The sequence below is a fragment of the Roseibium algae genome, assembly GCF_037783265.1.
Lineage (GTDB): Bacteria > Pseudomonadota > Alphaproteobacteria > Rhizobiales > Stappiaceae > Roseibium > Roseibium algae.
In genome coordinates this window covers 13,608-27,870 of record NZ_JBAKIA010000012.1, presented here as the reverse complement: position 1 = coordinate 27,870, position 14,263 = coordinate 13,608, and the positions used below count along the sequence as shown (strand labels likewise).

Annotated in this window: 11 protein-coding genes; 7 read left to right on the top strand and 4 right to left on the bottom strand. The window is 53.3% G+C overall.

The window, feature by feature from the left end; all coding sequences use genetic code 11:
* Nucleotides 1-3: 3 nt before the first annotated feature.
* From moaC to V6575_RS16025, 4 genes are all read right to left on the bottom strand, one after another.
* Entirely contained in the window at nucleotides 4-525 is a 522-nt protein-coding gene (gene moaC / locus V6575_RS16040; protein WP_340275746.1) for a cyclic pyranopterin monophosphate synthase MoaC, read from the bottom strand.
* Nucleotides 526-534: 9 nt separating this feature from the next.
* Complete coding sequence (trpC, locus tag V6575_RS16035; RefSeq protein WP_340275744.1) at nucleotides 535-1,347, bottom strand: indole-3-glycerol phosphate synthase TrpC; 813 nt, start codon at nucleotides 1,345-1,347, stop codon at nucleotides 535-537.
* 5 nt (nucleotides 1,348-1,352) lie between these two features.
* On the bottom strand, nucleotides 1,353-2,366 hold the full coding sequence (gene trpD / locus V6575_RS16030; protein ID WP_340275742.1) for an anthranilate phosphoribosyltransferase: 1,014 nt from the start codon (nucleotides 2,364-2,366) through the stop codon (nucleotides 1,353-1,355).
* Between the two features lie 75 nt (nucleotides 2,367-2,441).
* A complete protein-coding gene (locus tag V6575_RS16025; RefSeq protein ID WP_340275740.1) occupies nucleotides 2,442-4,343 on the bottom strand; it encodes a SurA N-terminal domain-containing protein in 1,902 nt (633 codons plus the stop codon).
* 227 nt (nucleotides 4,344-4,570) lie between these two features.
* Here V6575_RS16025 and tpiA point away from each other — a divergent pair, with 227 nt between their 5' ends.
* From tpiA to V6575_RS15990, 7 genes are all read left to right on the top strand, one after another.
* The gene (gene tpiA / locus V6575_RS16020; protein WP_340275738.1) at nucleotides 4,571-5,329 is read left to right on the top strand and encodes a triose-phosphate isomerase; all 759 of its coding nucleotides are present in this window, start codon (nucleotides 4,571-4,573) and stop codon (nucleotides 5,327-5,329) included.
* A 101-nt stretch (nucleotides 5,330-5,430) separates the two neighbouring features.
* Nucleotides 5,431-5,805 carry a preprotein translocase subunit SecG gene (gene secG, locus V6575_RS16015; RefSeq protein WP_340275736.1) on the top strand — a complete coding sequence of 125 codons (375 nt, stop codon included), beginning with the start codon at nucleotides 5,431-5,433 and terminating at the stop codon, nucleotides 5,803-5,805.
* 133 nt (nucleotides 5,806-5,938) lie between these two features.
* On the top strand, nucleotides 5,939-7,567 hold the full coding sequence (locus V6575_RS16010) for a CTP synthase (RefSeq protein WP_340275734.1): 1,629 nt from the start codon (nucleotides 5,939-5,941) through the stop codon (nucleotides 7,565-7,567).
* A 35-nt stretch (nucleotides 7,568-7,602) separates the two neighbouring features.
* Nucleotides 7,603-8,427, top strand: coding sequence for a VOC family protein (locus V6575_RS16005; RefSeq protein ID WP_340275732.1), 825 nt, complete (start codon nucleotides 7,603-7,605; stop codon nucleotides 8,425-8,427).
* 212 nt (nucleotides 8,428-8,639) lie between these two features.
* The gene (locus V6575_RS16000) at nucleotides 8,640-9,791 is read left to right on the top strand and encodes an efflux RND transporter periplasmic adaptor subunit (RefSeq protein WP_340275730.1); all 1,152 of its coding nucleotides are present in this window, start codon (nucleotides 8,640-8,642) and stop codon (nucleotides 9,789-9,791) included.
* 5 nt (nucleotides 9,792-9,796) lie between these two features.
* A complete protein-coding gene (locus V6575_RS15995) occupies nucleotides 9,797-12,964 on the top strand; it encodes an efflux RND transporter permease subunit (RefSeq protein WP_340275728.1) in 3,168 nt (1,055 codons plus the stop codon).
* A gap of 198 nt (nucleotides 12,965-13,162) precedes the next feature.
* The gene (locus V6575_RS15990) at nucleotides 13,163-13,891 is read left to right on the top strand and encodes a hypothetical protein (RefSeq protein ID WP_340275727.1); all 729 of its coding nucleotides are present in this window, start codon (nucleotides 13,163-13,165) and stop codon (nucleotides 13,889-13,891) included.
* Nucleotides 13,892-14,263 lie beyond the last annotated feature (372 nt).

Here is a 14,263-nt window from a genome sequence, read left to right as displayed (position 1 = left end):
GGCTCAGGTTCCGCCCACAAAGCCATTTTTGGTGTCGTCTACTGCCGTCCAGTGACCGGATTTTCCGCCAGCCTTTTCCAACAGACGGATACCGCTGATCTCCATGCCACGATCTACAGCCTTTGCCATGTCATAGACGGTCAGGCAGGCGATCGAACAGGCTGTGAGCGCTTCCATTTCGACGCCGGTCTGGCCGCTGACCTTGGTGGTCGCAGTGACCCTGAGGCCAGGCAGTTTCTGGTCCGGCTCGATGTCGACTGTTACTTTCGACAGAGCCAATGGATGACACAGCGGGATCAGTTCATGGGTCTTTTTGGACGCCATGATCCCGGCGATCCGGGCCGTTGCCAGCACATCGCCTTTTTTCGCATTGCCGGACAGGATCAAGTCAAGTGTTTCTGGCCGCATGGTCACAGACCCTTCAGCCACAGCAATGCGCGACGTGATGTCTTTGGTCGAAACATCAACCATATGGGCTGTTCCGGACGCATTGATATGGGTCAGCTTCGGGGCTTCGTCGGACATCCTGATCCTCTATTCCGCAGATTTTGCGTTGGCCTTCGACAGAAGCGTTCTGGTCGCCATGGCGACATCGTTCTGGCGCATCAGGCTTTCGCCTATCAGAAAGGTTGAAATGCCGACCTTGGACATGCGTGAAAGATCTTGCGGTGTAAAGAGACCAGATTCGCCAACGATAATGCGCTCGTCAGGCACCAGAGAGGCCAGCTCTTCGCTGGTTTCCAAGCGGGTTTCGAAAGTCTTCAAGTTACGGTTATTTATGCCGAACAGGCGCGACTTGAGCTTCAAGGCTCGATCCAGTTCTTCCCGGTCGTGTACCTCAAGAAGAACATCCATTCCAAGTTCAAAGGCTGTGTCTTCCAGCGCCTTGGCTGTTTCGTCGTCGACAGCGGCCAGAATGATCAGGATGCAATCAGCTCCCCAAGCGCGGGCCTCATGCACCTGATAGGTGTCATAAAGGAAATCCTTGCGCAGAGCCGGGATCGCTACGGCATCACGTGCCGCAGTCAAATATTCTGGCTTGCCTTGAAATGATGGCGTGTCAGTCAGTACAGAGAGGCAGGCTGCGCCGCCGGCCTCATAAGCACGGGCAAGGGCAGGAGGATCGAAATTCTCCCGGATGAGCCCCTTCGACGGACTGGCCTTTTTGATTTCAGCAATGAGGGCATAGTCACCAGCGGCAGTCTTGGCCTCAATCGCCTTTTGAAATCCGCGCGGGGCAGGCTGATCGGCGATTGCGCTTTTCAGGTTGCGCAAAGGCACGAGCCCCTTGGCCACGTCGATTTCGACCCGCTTGTAGTTCTCGATTTTCTTGAGGATATCGGCCATGAGACTTATCCGTTGGAGGTCGCGACAAGGCGCTCAAGGCAGCCTGCTGCCGCGCCGCTGTCGATAGAATGGGCCGCAATGGCGACGCCATCTTTCAAGGTGTCGCATTTCCCGGCGATCAGGAGGGCAGCTGCTGAGTTGAACAGGACAACATCCCGGTAGGCGTTCTTCGCTCCGGAGAGAACTTCGCGCAAGGCACGGGCATTTTCAGCTGGTTCGCCGCCCTTGAGGTCTTCAATCTTGACAATAGGCAATCCGACATCTTCCGGATTGATCTCGAAGGAGCGGATCACACCGTCCTTCAGCTCAGTCACAAAAGTCGGACCCGTCGTGGTGATTTCATCCATGCCGTCCGAACCATGAACGACCCAGACATGATCCGAACCAAGCTGCTTCAGAACTTTTGCAATTGGCTCAACCCATTCGCGCGCAAATACGCCGAGTAATTGCTTTTTCACACCAGCAGGGCTGGAGAGCGGTCCGAGCATATTGAAAATCGTGCGCGTTCCAAGTTCAACCCGTGTAGGACCAACATGCTTCATCGCAGAGTGATGCAAGGGCGCAAACATGAAGCCAATGCCTGCATCCTCAATACACTTGGAGATTTTCTCGGGCCCGATGTCGATGTCGACGCCGAGCTGAGCCAGCGCTTCTGCAGCGCCCGATTTGGAGGAAAGAGACCGATTGCCGTGTTTGGCAACTGGCACCCCACATCCGGCCACTACCAGGGCTGTGCAGGTTGAGATGTTGTAACTGCCCGAATTGTCGCCGCCAGTGCCAACGATATCAATGGCATCGTCCGGCGCGCTGACGGGCAACATTTTTGCGCGCATTGTGTCGACCGCTGCAGTCACCTCGTCGATTGTCTCACCGCGCACCCGCAAAGCCATCAGGAAGCCGCCGAGTTGGGATGGTGTGGCTTCACCTGACAAGATGACTTCGAACGCTGCCCTTGCTTCAGACCGGGTCAACGTGCTGCCAGTTGAGACTTTGGCAATGAAATCCTTGAAGTTACTCATGTCCTGTCCGCACGCTTGAAACTGAAGGGCAGAGCGCAACGGCCAGTTAGCCGCTGCGCTGTTTGGGATCAAAGATCAGTAGGCGGTAGTCTCTGCAGGATTGATCACCTGCGCTATTGATGCCTGATTGATTTCAACGCCAGCTTTATCCTCAATATCAGTTACATACTGATTGAGAAGAGAGTCCTGAAGCTGCTGCGACAATTGCTGGCGAAGTTGAATTGAATCCTCAGCCTCGGCAAAGAAGGCCGCAGTGTTCACAGCGTCTACTTTCAGGATAAGCCTGTCGGTGCCATTTGTGGCTTCCACATCCGCAGTAATCCCGGCAGGGCCAGCAAAGGCTGCCACGATGGCATCTGCCCCAAGATCACCGGTGTCGCCGCCGCGTTTTGCAGCAGGTACCGTTTTGATGGTGACGCCATTTTCCCCAGCCAGCGCTTCAAGCGTTGTGCCCGAGTTCAGCTTTGCCAAAACCTCGGCAGACAGATCCTTCAAGCGTTGAACCGTCTGATCCTGTTTCCAGGCGGCGACAACACGATCATGAACTTCAGTCAGTTCGCGATCTCTTTCAGGGATGACTTTGACAACTTCGTACCAGAGGAAGCCCCTGTCTCCGAGCTGGAGAGGGTCGTTCTCAATGCCAACGTCGCTGTTGAATGTTCCAGCCACAAGGCCGCTTGCTTCTGGCATTTCGACAGCAACGTCATCCTGGCCCTTGCCGGTTGCATCGAATGCTGCCGGAGTCATGATCTGAAGAGAAAAGCGCTTGGCGACATCTGCAAGTGGTGCACCGCCGGCCCGAGCGTCTTCGATCTCGTTGAGGAGATCCAGAACTTCCCGTTCGGCCTGCTCACGTGCAAGGGTTTCGCGGATTTTATCTGCAACATCTGCCAGTGGCTGGGTGGTTTCAGGCTCAATCTCGGTCACATCAAGGATGACAGAGGAGAAGCGGCCTTCTACAACATTGCTGGTTTCGCCTTGTGCCAACGCAAATGCAGCCTCGCCAATGGCGCTGTCCAGGAAGTCGCTCTGAGCCATCAGGCCGAGATCAACATCGTTGTTGGTCAGGTTCTTTTCTGCCATCAGTTCATCGAACGTCATGCCGCCAGCCAGCTTTTCAGCCGCAGCTGTCGCATCTTCTGCCTTTGGAAATGACATTTGGCGGACTTTTCTACGCTCTGGTTCGAAATACTGTGCCTTGTCGCGCTCATATTCCTCAGCAACAGCTTCATCAGTTACATCATCAGCGCGAGCCAATTTTGCCGGGGACAACTCCAGGATCGAGACTTCCCGATATTCAGGGGCTTTGAATTGGGCTTTTTCGGCTTCGAAATAGGTCTTCAAATCGTCTTCCGACGGATCTGCAATTTCGCCTAGCACCGACGGTTCAAGCTGCAGATAGCTGATATCGCGGGTTTCTGCCTGGAATGAATAAAGCGCCTCAAGATAGGCAATTGGCGTGCTCATACCGCCTGTTATGCCTTCTGCAAGCTGTTGGCGCTCGGCCAACTGGCGGCGTTCGATTACATACTCGTCCTCGCTCATGCCGTTGTTGCGCAGCACCTGGGCCAGCTGTGACCGGTCATATCCACCACCAGGGCGCTGGAAAGCCGGATCAGCCTGAATCAGGGTCGCTAGCTTCTCGTCAGAGACGCCCAGGTTCATCGACGTGGCCTCTTCATTCATCGCAGCTTCTGCGACAAGTTTTCCGAGGGTCTGCTGGGGAATGCCGTATTGTGCACCTTCAACAGTGGAAAGCGGACGTCCAACCTGGCGACCCAAGTTGTTCAAATCCCGTCGATAAGAACGGTCAAACGAGAACAGGGAGATTTCTGTGTCGCCGACCTTAGCGGCCACATTTTGGCCGAAACCCTGGAAAATATCTGCCACACCCCATACGGCAAAGCTCATCACGAGCAATGCAATAAACAGTTTGGCAATCCAGGTGCCAGCGCCTTTGCGCAGCGCGTCGAGCATGTTGTCTCCCGTCCTTGTCCGGTCCGATGGCCTTGGTTCTCAAGGCGTAATTCCTAATTTGCTCCTGTTCGGAGCGGGCGGATAATAGAGACGCAAGGCTGGCCTCGCAAGGCGGCTCTAAAAAACATCTGCCAAGTTTTAACGCGTTATCATTTGCACGTTGTAGGCACTTTTGCGTTATAGAACATGAAATGTCGAATGAAACGCTACGTGGAGGGTGCGCACATATGTCGAAGACCATTAAGCCGTTGGTCGCCGGGAACTGGAAAATGAACGGGCTGAGATCCCATCTGGATGTGTATTCTGCCATTGCAGATGGTGTAACAGCCAATTTGGCATCCAAGGTCGATGTAATGATTTGCGGCCCGGCCACTTTGACTTATGCTTTGGCTCAGGCTGGCAAGGGCCGTGCGGTTCTGGTTGGTGGTGAAGATTGTCATACAGCTGTGGGCGGTGCGCATACTGGCGATGTTTCTGCCGAAATGCTTGCAGACGCCGGTGCAACCGCCGTGATCGTTGGTCATTCCGAGCGCCGAACGGATCATGGTGAAGCTGATGAGATTGTGAAAGCCAAGGCTGAAGCTGCCTGGCGTGCAGGCCTCATAGCGATCATTTGCGTCGGGGAAACAGAAACTGAACGAAAATCCGGAAATGCTGTTTCCGTTGTGTCTGGTCAGTTGGCAGGCTCTGTTCCTGATGGTGCTACAGCACAAAACAGTGTGATAGCCTATGAGCCTGTCTGGGCCATCGGTACTGGCTTGACACCGACTGCAGTTGACGTTGAAGAAATCCACGGCGAAATGCGCAAGGTTTTATCAGCGCGCTTTGATGCTGAGGGCGATTCCATGCGTTTGCTATATGGTGGTTCGGTTAAGCCGGCTAACGCTTCAGAGCTGATGAATGTTGCAAATGTTGATGGCGCTCTTGTTGGTGGCGCAAGCCTCAAGGCGGCAGACTTCCTAGGAATTATCGCTGCTTACGCCTAAATCGGGCGGGACTGCATTAAGAAACCCTAGATTCAAGGGTGGCAAGACCGCTGATAGTGGTGTAGAAGCCCGGCAATCTTGAACAATTAGAATGGCCCACGATGGAAACCGTAGTCATCGTAATACACCTCATGGTCGTCTTGGCACTTGTGCTGGTCGTCCTCCTCCAGCGTTCCGAAGGCGGGGCGCTTGGTATGGGCGGCGGTGGCGGCGGTGGCGGACTAATGTCCAGCCGCGGCACAGCCAACGTGCTGACCCGTGCTACTGCTGTTTTGGCTGTCGCGTTTTTCGTAACGTCACTTGGTCTCAGCTTGATTGCCAAAATGGGTGATCGTCCGGCTTCCGTTCTGGATGCCGTACCCTCGGCAACTCAGGATCTGCCGACTTCCGGCGAAGGTACGTCAGGCAATGGCATCCTTGATTCGCTGAAGCCAAGAGAAGAGCCGACAGGACCTCAGGTTCCAGCGGCCCAGTAGGTCGCTGATGTCTGTTCGACAGTAAATTTCATATCAACATTATGCCCTGCTTCATCCGCAGGGCATTTTTGTTGTGTCTAATGCAAACTCCTGAGTGGCCAAATGCCCCTCGGCAAAGATATGGTATTGCTCCATGGCGCGATACATTTTCATCACCGGCGGCGTGGTCTCCTCGCTTGGCAAAGGTTTGGCTTCAGCAGCCCTCGGAGCATTGCTTCAGGCTAGAGGCTACAAGGTTCGGCTTCGTAAGCTCGATCCCTATCTCAACGTTGATCCGGGCACTATGAGCCCGTACCAGCATGGCGAAGTCTTTGTGACCGATGACGGGGCCGAAACTGACCTCGACCTTGGTCACTATGAGCGCTTCACCGGACGGCCTGCGAACAAGCAGGACAACATTACGACAGGCAGAATCTATCAGGACATCATCGCCAAGGAACGGCGCGGGGATTACCTCGGTGGCACGGTTCAGGTCATTCCTCATGTCACGGATGCCATCAAGGCCTTTGTGCTGGATGGCAACGAAGACTATGATTTCGTTCTGACGGAAATCGGCGGTACAGTTGGCGATATTGAAGCGCTGCCGTTCTTTGAAGCCATACGCCAGATCGGCAATGATCTGCCGCGCGGCGATGTGGTTTATGTTCACCTGACCCTGATGCCGTATATCCCGAGCGCAGGCGAAATGAAGACCAAGCCGACGCAGCATTCGGTGAAGGAATTGCGGTCTATCGGTATTCAGCCGGATATCCTCATGATCCGCTGTGATCGGGTTATCCCTGAGTCGGAACAACGCAAACTCTCCCTGTTCTGTAATGTGCGTGAGAGCGCTGTCATTCCGGCCTATGACGTCAAGTCGATTTACGATGTGCCAATCGCCTATCACAAGGAAGGGCTGGATGACGAAGTTCTGGCAGCCTTTGGTATCAAAGGCGCTCCAGCACCGGTTCTGACCCGCTGGGAAGATATATCCGAAACCGTTGCCAATCCCGAAGGCGAAGTGACCATTGCCATCATCGGCAAGTACACGGTGTTGAAGGATGCCTATAAGTCATTGATAGAGGCCTTGGTGCACGGTGGTCTGGCCAATCAGGTCAAGGTCAACATCGAATGGATCGAATCTGAAACCTTCGAGAAAGAGGATCCAAGCCCGTATCTTGAAGGCGTGCATGGTATTCTCGTGCCTGGTGGTTTCGGTGAGCGCGGCGCTGAAGGCAAGATCGCAGCAGCCCATTTCGCCAGAACGCGGGAAGTGCCGTATTTCGGGATCTGTTTCGGCATGCAGATGGCTGTTCTGGAGGCGGCCCGTAATCTGGCTGGCATCAAGGACGCAAACTCAACCGAATTTGGACCTGCCAAACAGCCAGTCGTCGGTTTGATGACGGAATGGACCAAGGGCAACCAGCGCGAAGTGCGCGATGAAGATGGCGATCTGGGCGGAACCATGCGTCTTGGAGCTTATCAAGCCAGCTTCAAGCCGGGATCCAAGATCGCTGACATCTACGGCGAAACATCCATATCTGAGCGCCACCGGCATCGCTATGAAGTGAATATTGGTTTCCGTGAACAGCTGGAAGCCTGCGGTTTGAGTTTCGCTGGCACTTCGCCGGATGGTGTGTTGCCAGAGACAGTAGAGATCGATGGTCATCCATGGTTTATCGGTGTTCAGTATCATCCTGAGTATAAGTCACGTCCATTCGAGCCGCACCCGCTGTTCGCGTCCTTCATTGAAGCGGCGATCAAACAGAGCCGTCTGGTCTGAGTGGTGATTTGAAAATGACAGGGGAGGGGCGGTTAATGGCTCGTGGGCTCGATCATCTCGTGGTTGCGGTTAATGATCTGGAGGCGGCCGGGTCAGCCTGGGAAGCCCTCGGTTTTACGGTTACATCGGAAAACCGCCACCCCTGGGGCACGGTCAATCGGATCATTCAGCTCGACGGATTTTTTGTCGAGCTGCTTGGCATTGCCGATCAAACCCTGATTGAAGAGCCCGTCGAAGGAGCCTTTTCCTTCGGTGCATTCAACCGTGATTTTCTGACATCGCGACAAGGCGCATCCATGTTGGTCGTTGAAAGCTCGGACCCCGCGGGCGATCAGGCGGCTTACAAGGAGCTCGGTCTTGATACCTATCTGCCGTTTTCTTTTGAACGCATTGCCACATTTAAGGACGGCTCAACCGGCAAGGTCGCTTTTGACTTGACCTTTTTGACGGATGCACTTCTGCCGGGTCTTGCCTTTTTCTCCTGTCTCAACCGCTATCCCGAGACGTTCTGGAACAAAGAGTTCCAGGTCCACGCAAATGGTGCCAGCGCCATAAAGGCGGTCTATCTGGTGGCTAAAGATCCTTCCGATCACCATGAGTTTTTGGGCGGTTTGACTGGTCAGCGTGAAATGCGTGCCACCAGTTTCGGCCTCGAATTGGAAACGCCGCGCGGTCTTGTCCGTGTTCTCAATCCGGATACCTATCGTTTTTCTGTCGGAGACGCTGCCTCTTCTTCCCTTGATCATGCCCTCCCACAGATCGCAGCCATTGAGCTGACTTGTACAGGTCTTGAAGCCCGTAAGGTGATCCCGGCAAATGAACTCTTCGGTCTCACATTGATTCTTTCCCCAGCCTCCTGAGAAGCTAAAGTCACTTGATTAATGATGGCGTGTATCTGCCCGCGTTCTATCATATGTTCATTTTAGGTGAATTGTCTGGTGTATAGCTCGCAATTTAATGCCGATAGGTTTTTAGGGCATTGGCTTGGCTATGGGTTTATCTGTATTCTATCAGCTAATGACGATACCAATTTTTGATCAGGCGAATGCTTGGTCATAGGGGATTTAGCTAAATGCTTCGATATAAGAGACAACTTCGGTTGGCAGGATTTTTAATTGCTTCCGGAGCAGCCCTTTCACTGGCGGCTTGTAACGATAAAGCCAAAGAAGTGAAGGCACCACCGCCCCCCTCAGTCACCATCGCAGGTGTTCAGTCAAAAGAGATTCGCCAAAGTTCCAGTTTCGTTGGCCAAGTTGCTGCGGTCGATCAGGTAGGGCTTGTTGCGCGAGTCAATGGCTATCTCGAAAAGAAATTGGTCAAGGATGGTGCTATCGTCAAGAAAGGCGATTTGATCTTCACGATCGAAAAACAGGAATATCAAGCGTCTTTACAAGAGGCAAAAGCTAATGTGGCCAGCGCAAAGGCGGATGCTGCCCTGAAGGCGGCGGATGAAAAACGCGACAAGGACCTTTATCAAAAAGGTCATGTTTCTGAAGCCTCTTATGAAGCGACCGTCGCACAGATGGAGCAGGCGAATGCTGCTGTCTTGTCCGCGAATGCCTCCATGTCGCAGGCTGAGCTCAACCTCAGCTACACTGATGTCAAGGCGCCTTTTGACGGACAGATAGGCAAAACCACCTACAGTGTGGGTGAAGTTGTTGGTCCGACAACGGAGCAACTGGCGGATCTAATCCGTCTAGCCCCTGTCTATGTGAACTTCTCGGTCAGCGAGTCGCAGTATCTGAATGCTATAAAGGCTCATGGTATAGACCCTACTGATCTGAAGCCCAGCAAGACGCCGGATCTTACTCTGGTGTTGCCCAATGGGGAAAAGTTCTCCGAAAATGGCGAGATTGTTTTCATTGACAACAAAGTTGATCCCAAGACAGGCACCATTGCCTTCCGCGGACAATTTGCCAACGACAAGGGCCGACTTGTCGCCGGTACCTATGTGACTGTAACGATTGAGGCTCCGGTGAAAACGACAGCTCTTGTCATCCCCCAGGCTTCCGTTCAACGAGACCAGCGCGGTAGCTTTGTGCTGGCTGTGAACACGAAGGAACTTGTTGAGCAACGCTACGTTGATTTGGGCGAGCAGATTGGTGCTGATTTCGTTGTGACCAAGGGCTTGGTCGAAGGCGAAAGGGTTATTGTCGAGGGGCTGCAAAAGGTACGTCCAGGTGTGCCGGTTAAAGCGGTCCTCGCCACCAAGCCGGCGGAGTAAGCACCATGTTGTCGACATTTTTCATTTATCGACCGAAATTTGCCTTGGTGATTTCGTTGGTCATCACCATCGCCGGTGTTCTTGGCTATGTGTCTCTGCCTGTTGAGCAGTTTCCTAACATCACACCACCTGTGGTGAATGTGTCTGCCAGTTATACTGGCGCCAATGCCGAGGTGCTGGAAGAAACCGTTGCAGCTCCTATCGAGGAACAGGTCAACGGCGTTGAGAGCATGCTGTACATGTCCTCGACCAGTTCCGCGAGTGGCGATTATTCGCTCAACGTTACATTCGCGGTGGGAACCGATCCGGATATTGCAACCGTCAACGTTCAGAACCGGGTCAGTCAAGCCACAAGCCAGCTTCCAAGTGAAGTGACTGCCAGCGGTGTGACCGTTGAAAAGTCATCTTCCAATATGTTGATGGTGGTGACGGTTTATTCGCCCAAAGGAACTTATGATGAAGTGTTCCTGTCGAACTATGCCTCCATCAATCTGAAGGATGCGTTAGCCCGTGTACCAGGGGTCGGCAAGGCAGATGTGCTGACTGACTTTTCATATGGAATGCGGATCTGGCTGGATCCGGATAGACTTGCCAGTCTGTCCATGACGCCGACTGATTTCATCTCTGCGATCCAGGACCAGAATATTCAGGTCGCGGCCGGTCAGATCGGTGCGCCTCCCGTGCCGACCGGGCAGCAGTTTCAATATACGGTCAAAGCGAAGGGACGACTTGATTCAAAGGAAGAGTTTGAACAAATCGTCCTTCGCACGGGTGAAGACGGTGCCGTCGTCACCGTGGGGGATGTGGCCCGGGTCGAACTCGGTGCTCAATTCTATGCTTCAAGTGGAGCCTTCAACGGTCAGCCGTCCACGGTTTTGGCAGTGTATCAGGCACCTGGTGCGAACGCTCTTCAGGTTGCGCAGGGTGTCCAGGCTAAGCTGGACGAACTGGCCAAGGCGTTTCCAGACGATGTTGCCTATGATGTTCCATTCAACACGACGGATTTCGTCCAGCAGTCTTTGAATGATGTGATTTCAACCTTGATCCTGACCTTCGGTCTGGTGGTGGCTGTTGTGTTTACATTTCTGGGCAACTGGCGGGCAACAATCATCCCGACGGTGGCCATTCCCGTGTCACTGATCGGAACCTTTGCCATCTTGCTGGTCCTCGGCATGTCGATCAACACGATCTCATTGTTCGCGCTGGTGCTGGCCATTGGCATCGTGGTGGATGATGCGATCATCGTTGTGGAGAATGTCGAGCGGATCATTGCTGACGAGGGACTGGATCCGCGCGCGGCAACGGCCAAGGCAATGGGGCAGATTACCGGCCCTGTTATTGCGACAACCCTCGTGTTGCTGGCCGTATTTGTCCCGACCATCTTCATGCCCGGCATCACCGGTGAACTTTATTCCCAGTTTGCCGCTACGATTTCGATCTCGGTCATTATCTCGTCAATCAACGCCTTGACCTTGTCGCCTGCGCTTTGCGGCTTGATCTTGAAACGCCGCAACGGTCCGCCGAAAGGAATTCTGGGTGTCTTTGAAAAGGGCATTGGCTCTGTTCGAAACGGCTATACCAGCATTGTCCGGCGGCTGATTAGATTTTCAGTATTCGGACTTGTCGCCGTTGCTGGCATTATTGCCATGATCGTCTTCCTGAATGATCGTCTGCCGCAGGGATTTCTACCTTCGGAAGATCAGGGCTATCTGATGGTCAATGTTCAGCTACCTGATGGCGCAACACTTGAGCGAACCGGTGTGATCACTGACCAGGTGGTCTCGTTGGTCAACGAGGTTCCTGGAGTTGAGAACGTTGTTGTTGTGAATGGATTTTCGATCCTGGAGGGAGGCCTTTCCTCCAATAGTGCTCTGGTCATTACCACTATGAAAGGTTGGGAAGAACGCCAGGCGCCGAGTCTCAGAATTAATGCAATCCTGCGCGATTTCCAGCGTAAGTTCTCTCAAGTCGCCGGGGCGAACATCATTGCCTTTAACCCACCGCCAATTCCAGGATTGGGCACAACTGGTGGCGTTGAAATGATGATCCAGCAGACCGGGGGCGGGACACCTCAGGATCTGTCATCAGCTGTCAGTTCGCTTGTTTATTCAGCCAATCAGCTGCCGGAAGTGGCACAGGCTTATTCTACATTCAGAGCAAATGTTCCTCAGATTTTTGTCGATCTGGATAGGACCAAGGCCAAGTCCCTTAGCGTCAACGTGGCTGACGTGTTCACGACGATGCAGGCTTATCTCGGGTCCTACTATGTGAACGACTTCAATATCTTCGGCCGCGTTTACAAGGTCATGATCCAGGCTGAAGGTGAGTATCGGGACAGAGTGGACGATATCGGCAGGCTCTATGTGCGCTCGACCGAGGGCGTCATGGTTCCGCTTCGTTCGCTTCTGACCACCGAGACCGTCTTGGGGCCTCAGAACCTGACCCGGTACAATATGTTCAGGTCAGCGCCTTTGAATGCAGATCCAGCTCCTGGTGCCTCCACAGGCACAGTGATACAGGGTGTCGGGGAGGCCTCAGTCACAGCCCTGCCATCCGGTTATACCTACGAGTTGACAGGAACTGCAGCGCAGCAGGAAGGATCCGGACAAATTGTCGTGTTCATTCTCCTGCTCTCTGTCTTGTTCGCTTATTTGTTCCTGGTGGCGCAATACGAAAGCTGGACCATGCCGATTGCCATCCTGATGTCGGTCACTGTTGCATTGCTAGGGGCCTATGTCGCCGTGTTTGTGACCGGTGGTGATGTCAATCTGTACACGCAGATCGGCATGATCATGTTGCTCGGTATGGGGGCCAAAAACGCGATTTTGATCGTAGAGTTTGCGATTGAGCAGCGGGCTGCCGGCAAGACTATCCGCGAAGCGGCAGAGGAGGCGGCCCATCTTCGCTTCCGGGCCGTTATGATGACTGCTCTTTCATTCCTTCTGGGGGTCGTTCCTTTGATGACCGCTTCGAGTGCTGGCGCCGCCAGTCAGAAGGCAATTGGGTTTGCTGTATTTGGCGGCATGCTGTTTGCGACCTTATTCGGCATTGTCCTGGTTCCGGTTTTGTACGTGATGATGCAGACGGCTCGTGAAACCGTGAAGGGCTGGTTTGGAGCAGGTGATGTGACAATGGCACCTGAAGCTCCTGAGACTGGTGCAGGTAAGGCCTAGCCAATGACCAAATTTGATTGATCCATGATCATAACGCAGAACCTGAAACGCTGGCACATGTGCCAGCGTTTTTCGTTTTCAGCGAAGGTTAACTTCAGCCATAATCGGACTAACCATCTCTGAAACTACATTATTTATGGTGGTATAAATTTCATGCGCTCGTAAAAGTTTTCTGTCATGAAAGACAGGAGATTTCTTATGACGATAAAGAATGATATTTTACTCAATCGTGCCATCAGTTTTTACCGAAATGAAGTTGAACAGCATGGTCTTGTTGTTGAAGAGAGCCATGATTTTGGTCAATTGGTAGACATTTGTTCCCAGCGAGATGTTGAGGAAGGCAGAAAGTTTTCTTTGACTGAACAATTCTCGCCAAAATTGTTTGATTTATCACCGGACAATGCCTTTTACCTCGTTTGTCGTGATCTGGACGGAAAGGTTGCTTCTGTGCAAGCTGCGCGTTTGGATCATTTGAACGGTATTTCACTGGCTGATTTCTGGCAGAGCCAACACAAACGGATCTATTGCGATCCTTATCCGGACGAACAGCCGGTCCTGGGTACGGAGCATTGCCCAGCGTCGTTTCAGATCACTGGAAAATGCGTTTATCACGGCAATATGTGGCTGACTCCGGATTGGCAAGGCAAGCGCCTTGCTCAGCCGCTCTGTCGGCTTGGTCAGTTGGTGGCTTATGCAAAATGGCCGCTTGATTACATCTATTGTTTTATCGAGAGCAAGTTGGTCAGCAAGGGATTTGCAGCGCACCAGGGCCATGCACATATCTCTCCCGCCGGGACACATTGGATAAAGGCGCCTGAACATATTCACGCGGACGATTACCTGTGCTGGAACACTCCAAGTGATCTTGCTCACCTGGCTCGGGTAACCAGCAAATCGGCGCCAAAGGGGCTGCCATACAGCCAATGACAAGGTGTTGGCCTGAAGTTCTGATTGGCAAGATCAGCCGTTCATAATGAACACCCATCCTGCGGCCATTCTCGCCCGTTATTGTCGCCTTGACGATATCGAGGCTTGGCTCGCCGGAAATCGCCTTGAGGTAACCACGGGCGCTGATTTGTTCAAGATTGGCGTCCGGGGTCCGGGCATGCAGTGTTGCCTCCCTGGCCCAGGCTGAGCCAAAGCATGCTGCAATGAAAGACTGAGGACCAACAGCAAGCAGCTCGGGAGCCATATCGTCCGCTATTGTGCTTGCGCTGAGAGTCATTCTGGCCCTGAGAGAAGCGGAGTAGGATGACAGGCCGCTTTGAGACTGAGCATCCCTTTGCCATTGTTGCCAAA

Excerpts from the sequence above, each read along its gene's own strand:
- V6575_RS15995 (WP_340275728.1), top strand. The coding sequence starts at position 9,797 with ATGTTGTCGACATTTTTCATTTATCGACCGAAATTTGCCTTGGTGATT.
- tpiA (WP_340275738.1), top strand. The coding sequence starts at position 4,571 with ATGTCGAAGACCATTAAGCCGTTGGTCGCCGGGAACTGGAAAATGAAC.
- trpC (WP_340275744.1), bottom strand. The coding sequence starts at position 1,347 with ATGGCCGATATCCTCAAGAAAATCGAGAACTACAAGCGGGTCGAAATC.
- moaC (WP_340275746.1), bottom strand. The coding sequence starts at position 525 with ATGTCCGACGAAGCCCCGAAGCTGACCCATATCAATGCGTCCGGAACA.
- secG (WP_340275736.1), top strand. The coding sequence starts at position 5,431 with ATGGAAACCGTAGTCATCGTAATACACCTCATGGTCGTCTTGGCACTT.
- V6575_RS16010 (WP_340275734.1), top strand. The coding sequence starts at position 5,939 with ATGGCGCGATACATTTTCATCACCGGCGGCGTGGTCTCCTCGCTTGGC.
- V6575_RS15990 (WP_340275727.1), top strand. The coding sequence starts at position 13,163 with ATGACGATAAAGAATGATATTTTACTCAATCGTGCCATCAGTTTTTAC.
- V6575_RS16025 (WP_340275740.1), bottom strand. The coding sequence starts at position 4,343 with ATGCTCGACGCGCTGCGCAAAGGCGCTGGCACCTGGATTGCCAAACTG.
- V6575_RS16000 (WP_340275730.1), top strand. The coding sequence starts at position 8,640 with ATGCTTCGATATAAGAGACAACTTCGGTTGGCAGGATTTTTAATTGCT.
- trpD (WP_340275742.1), bottom strand. The coding sequence starts at position 2,366 with ATGAGTAACTTCAAGGATTTCATTGCCAAAGTCTCAACTGGCAGCACG.
- V6575_RS16005 (WP_340275732.1), top strand. The coding sequence starts at position 7,603 with ATGGCTCGTGGGCTCGATCATCTCGTGGTTGCGGTTAATGATCTGGAG.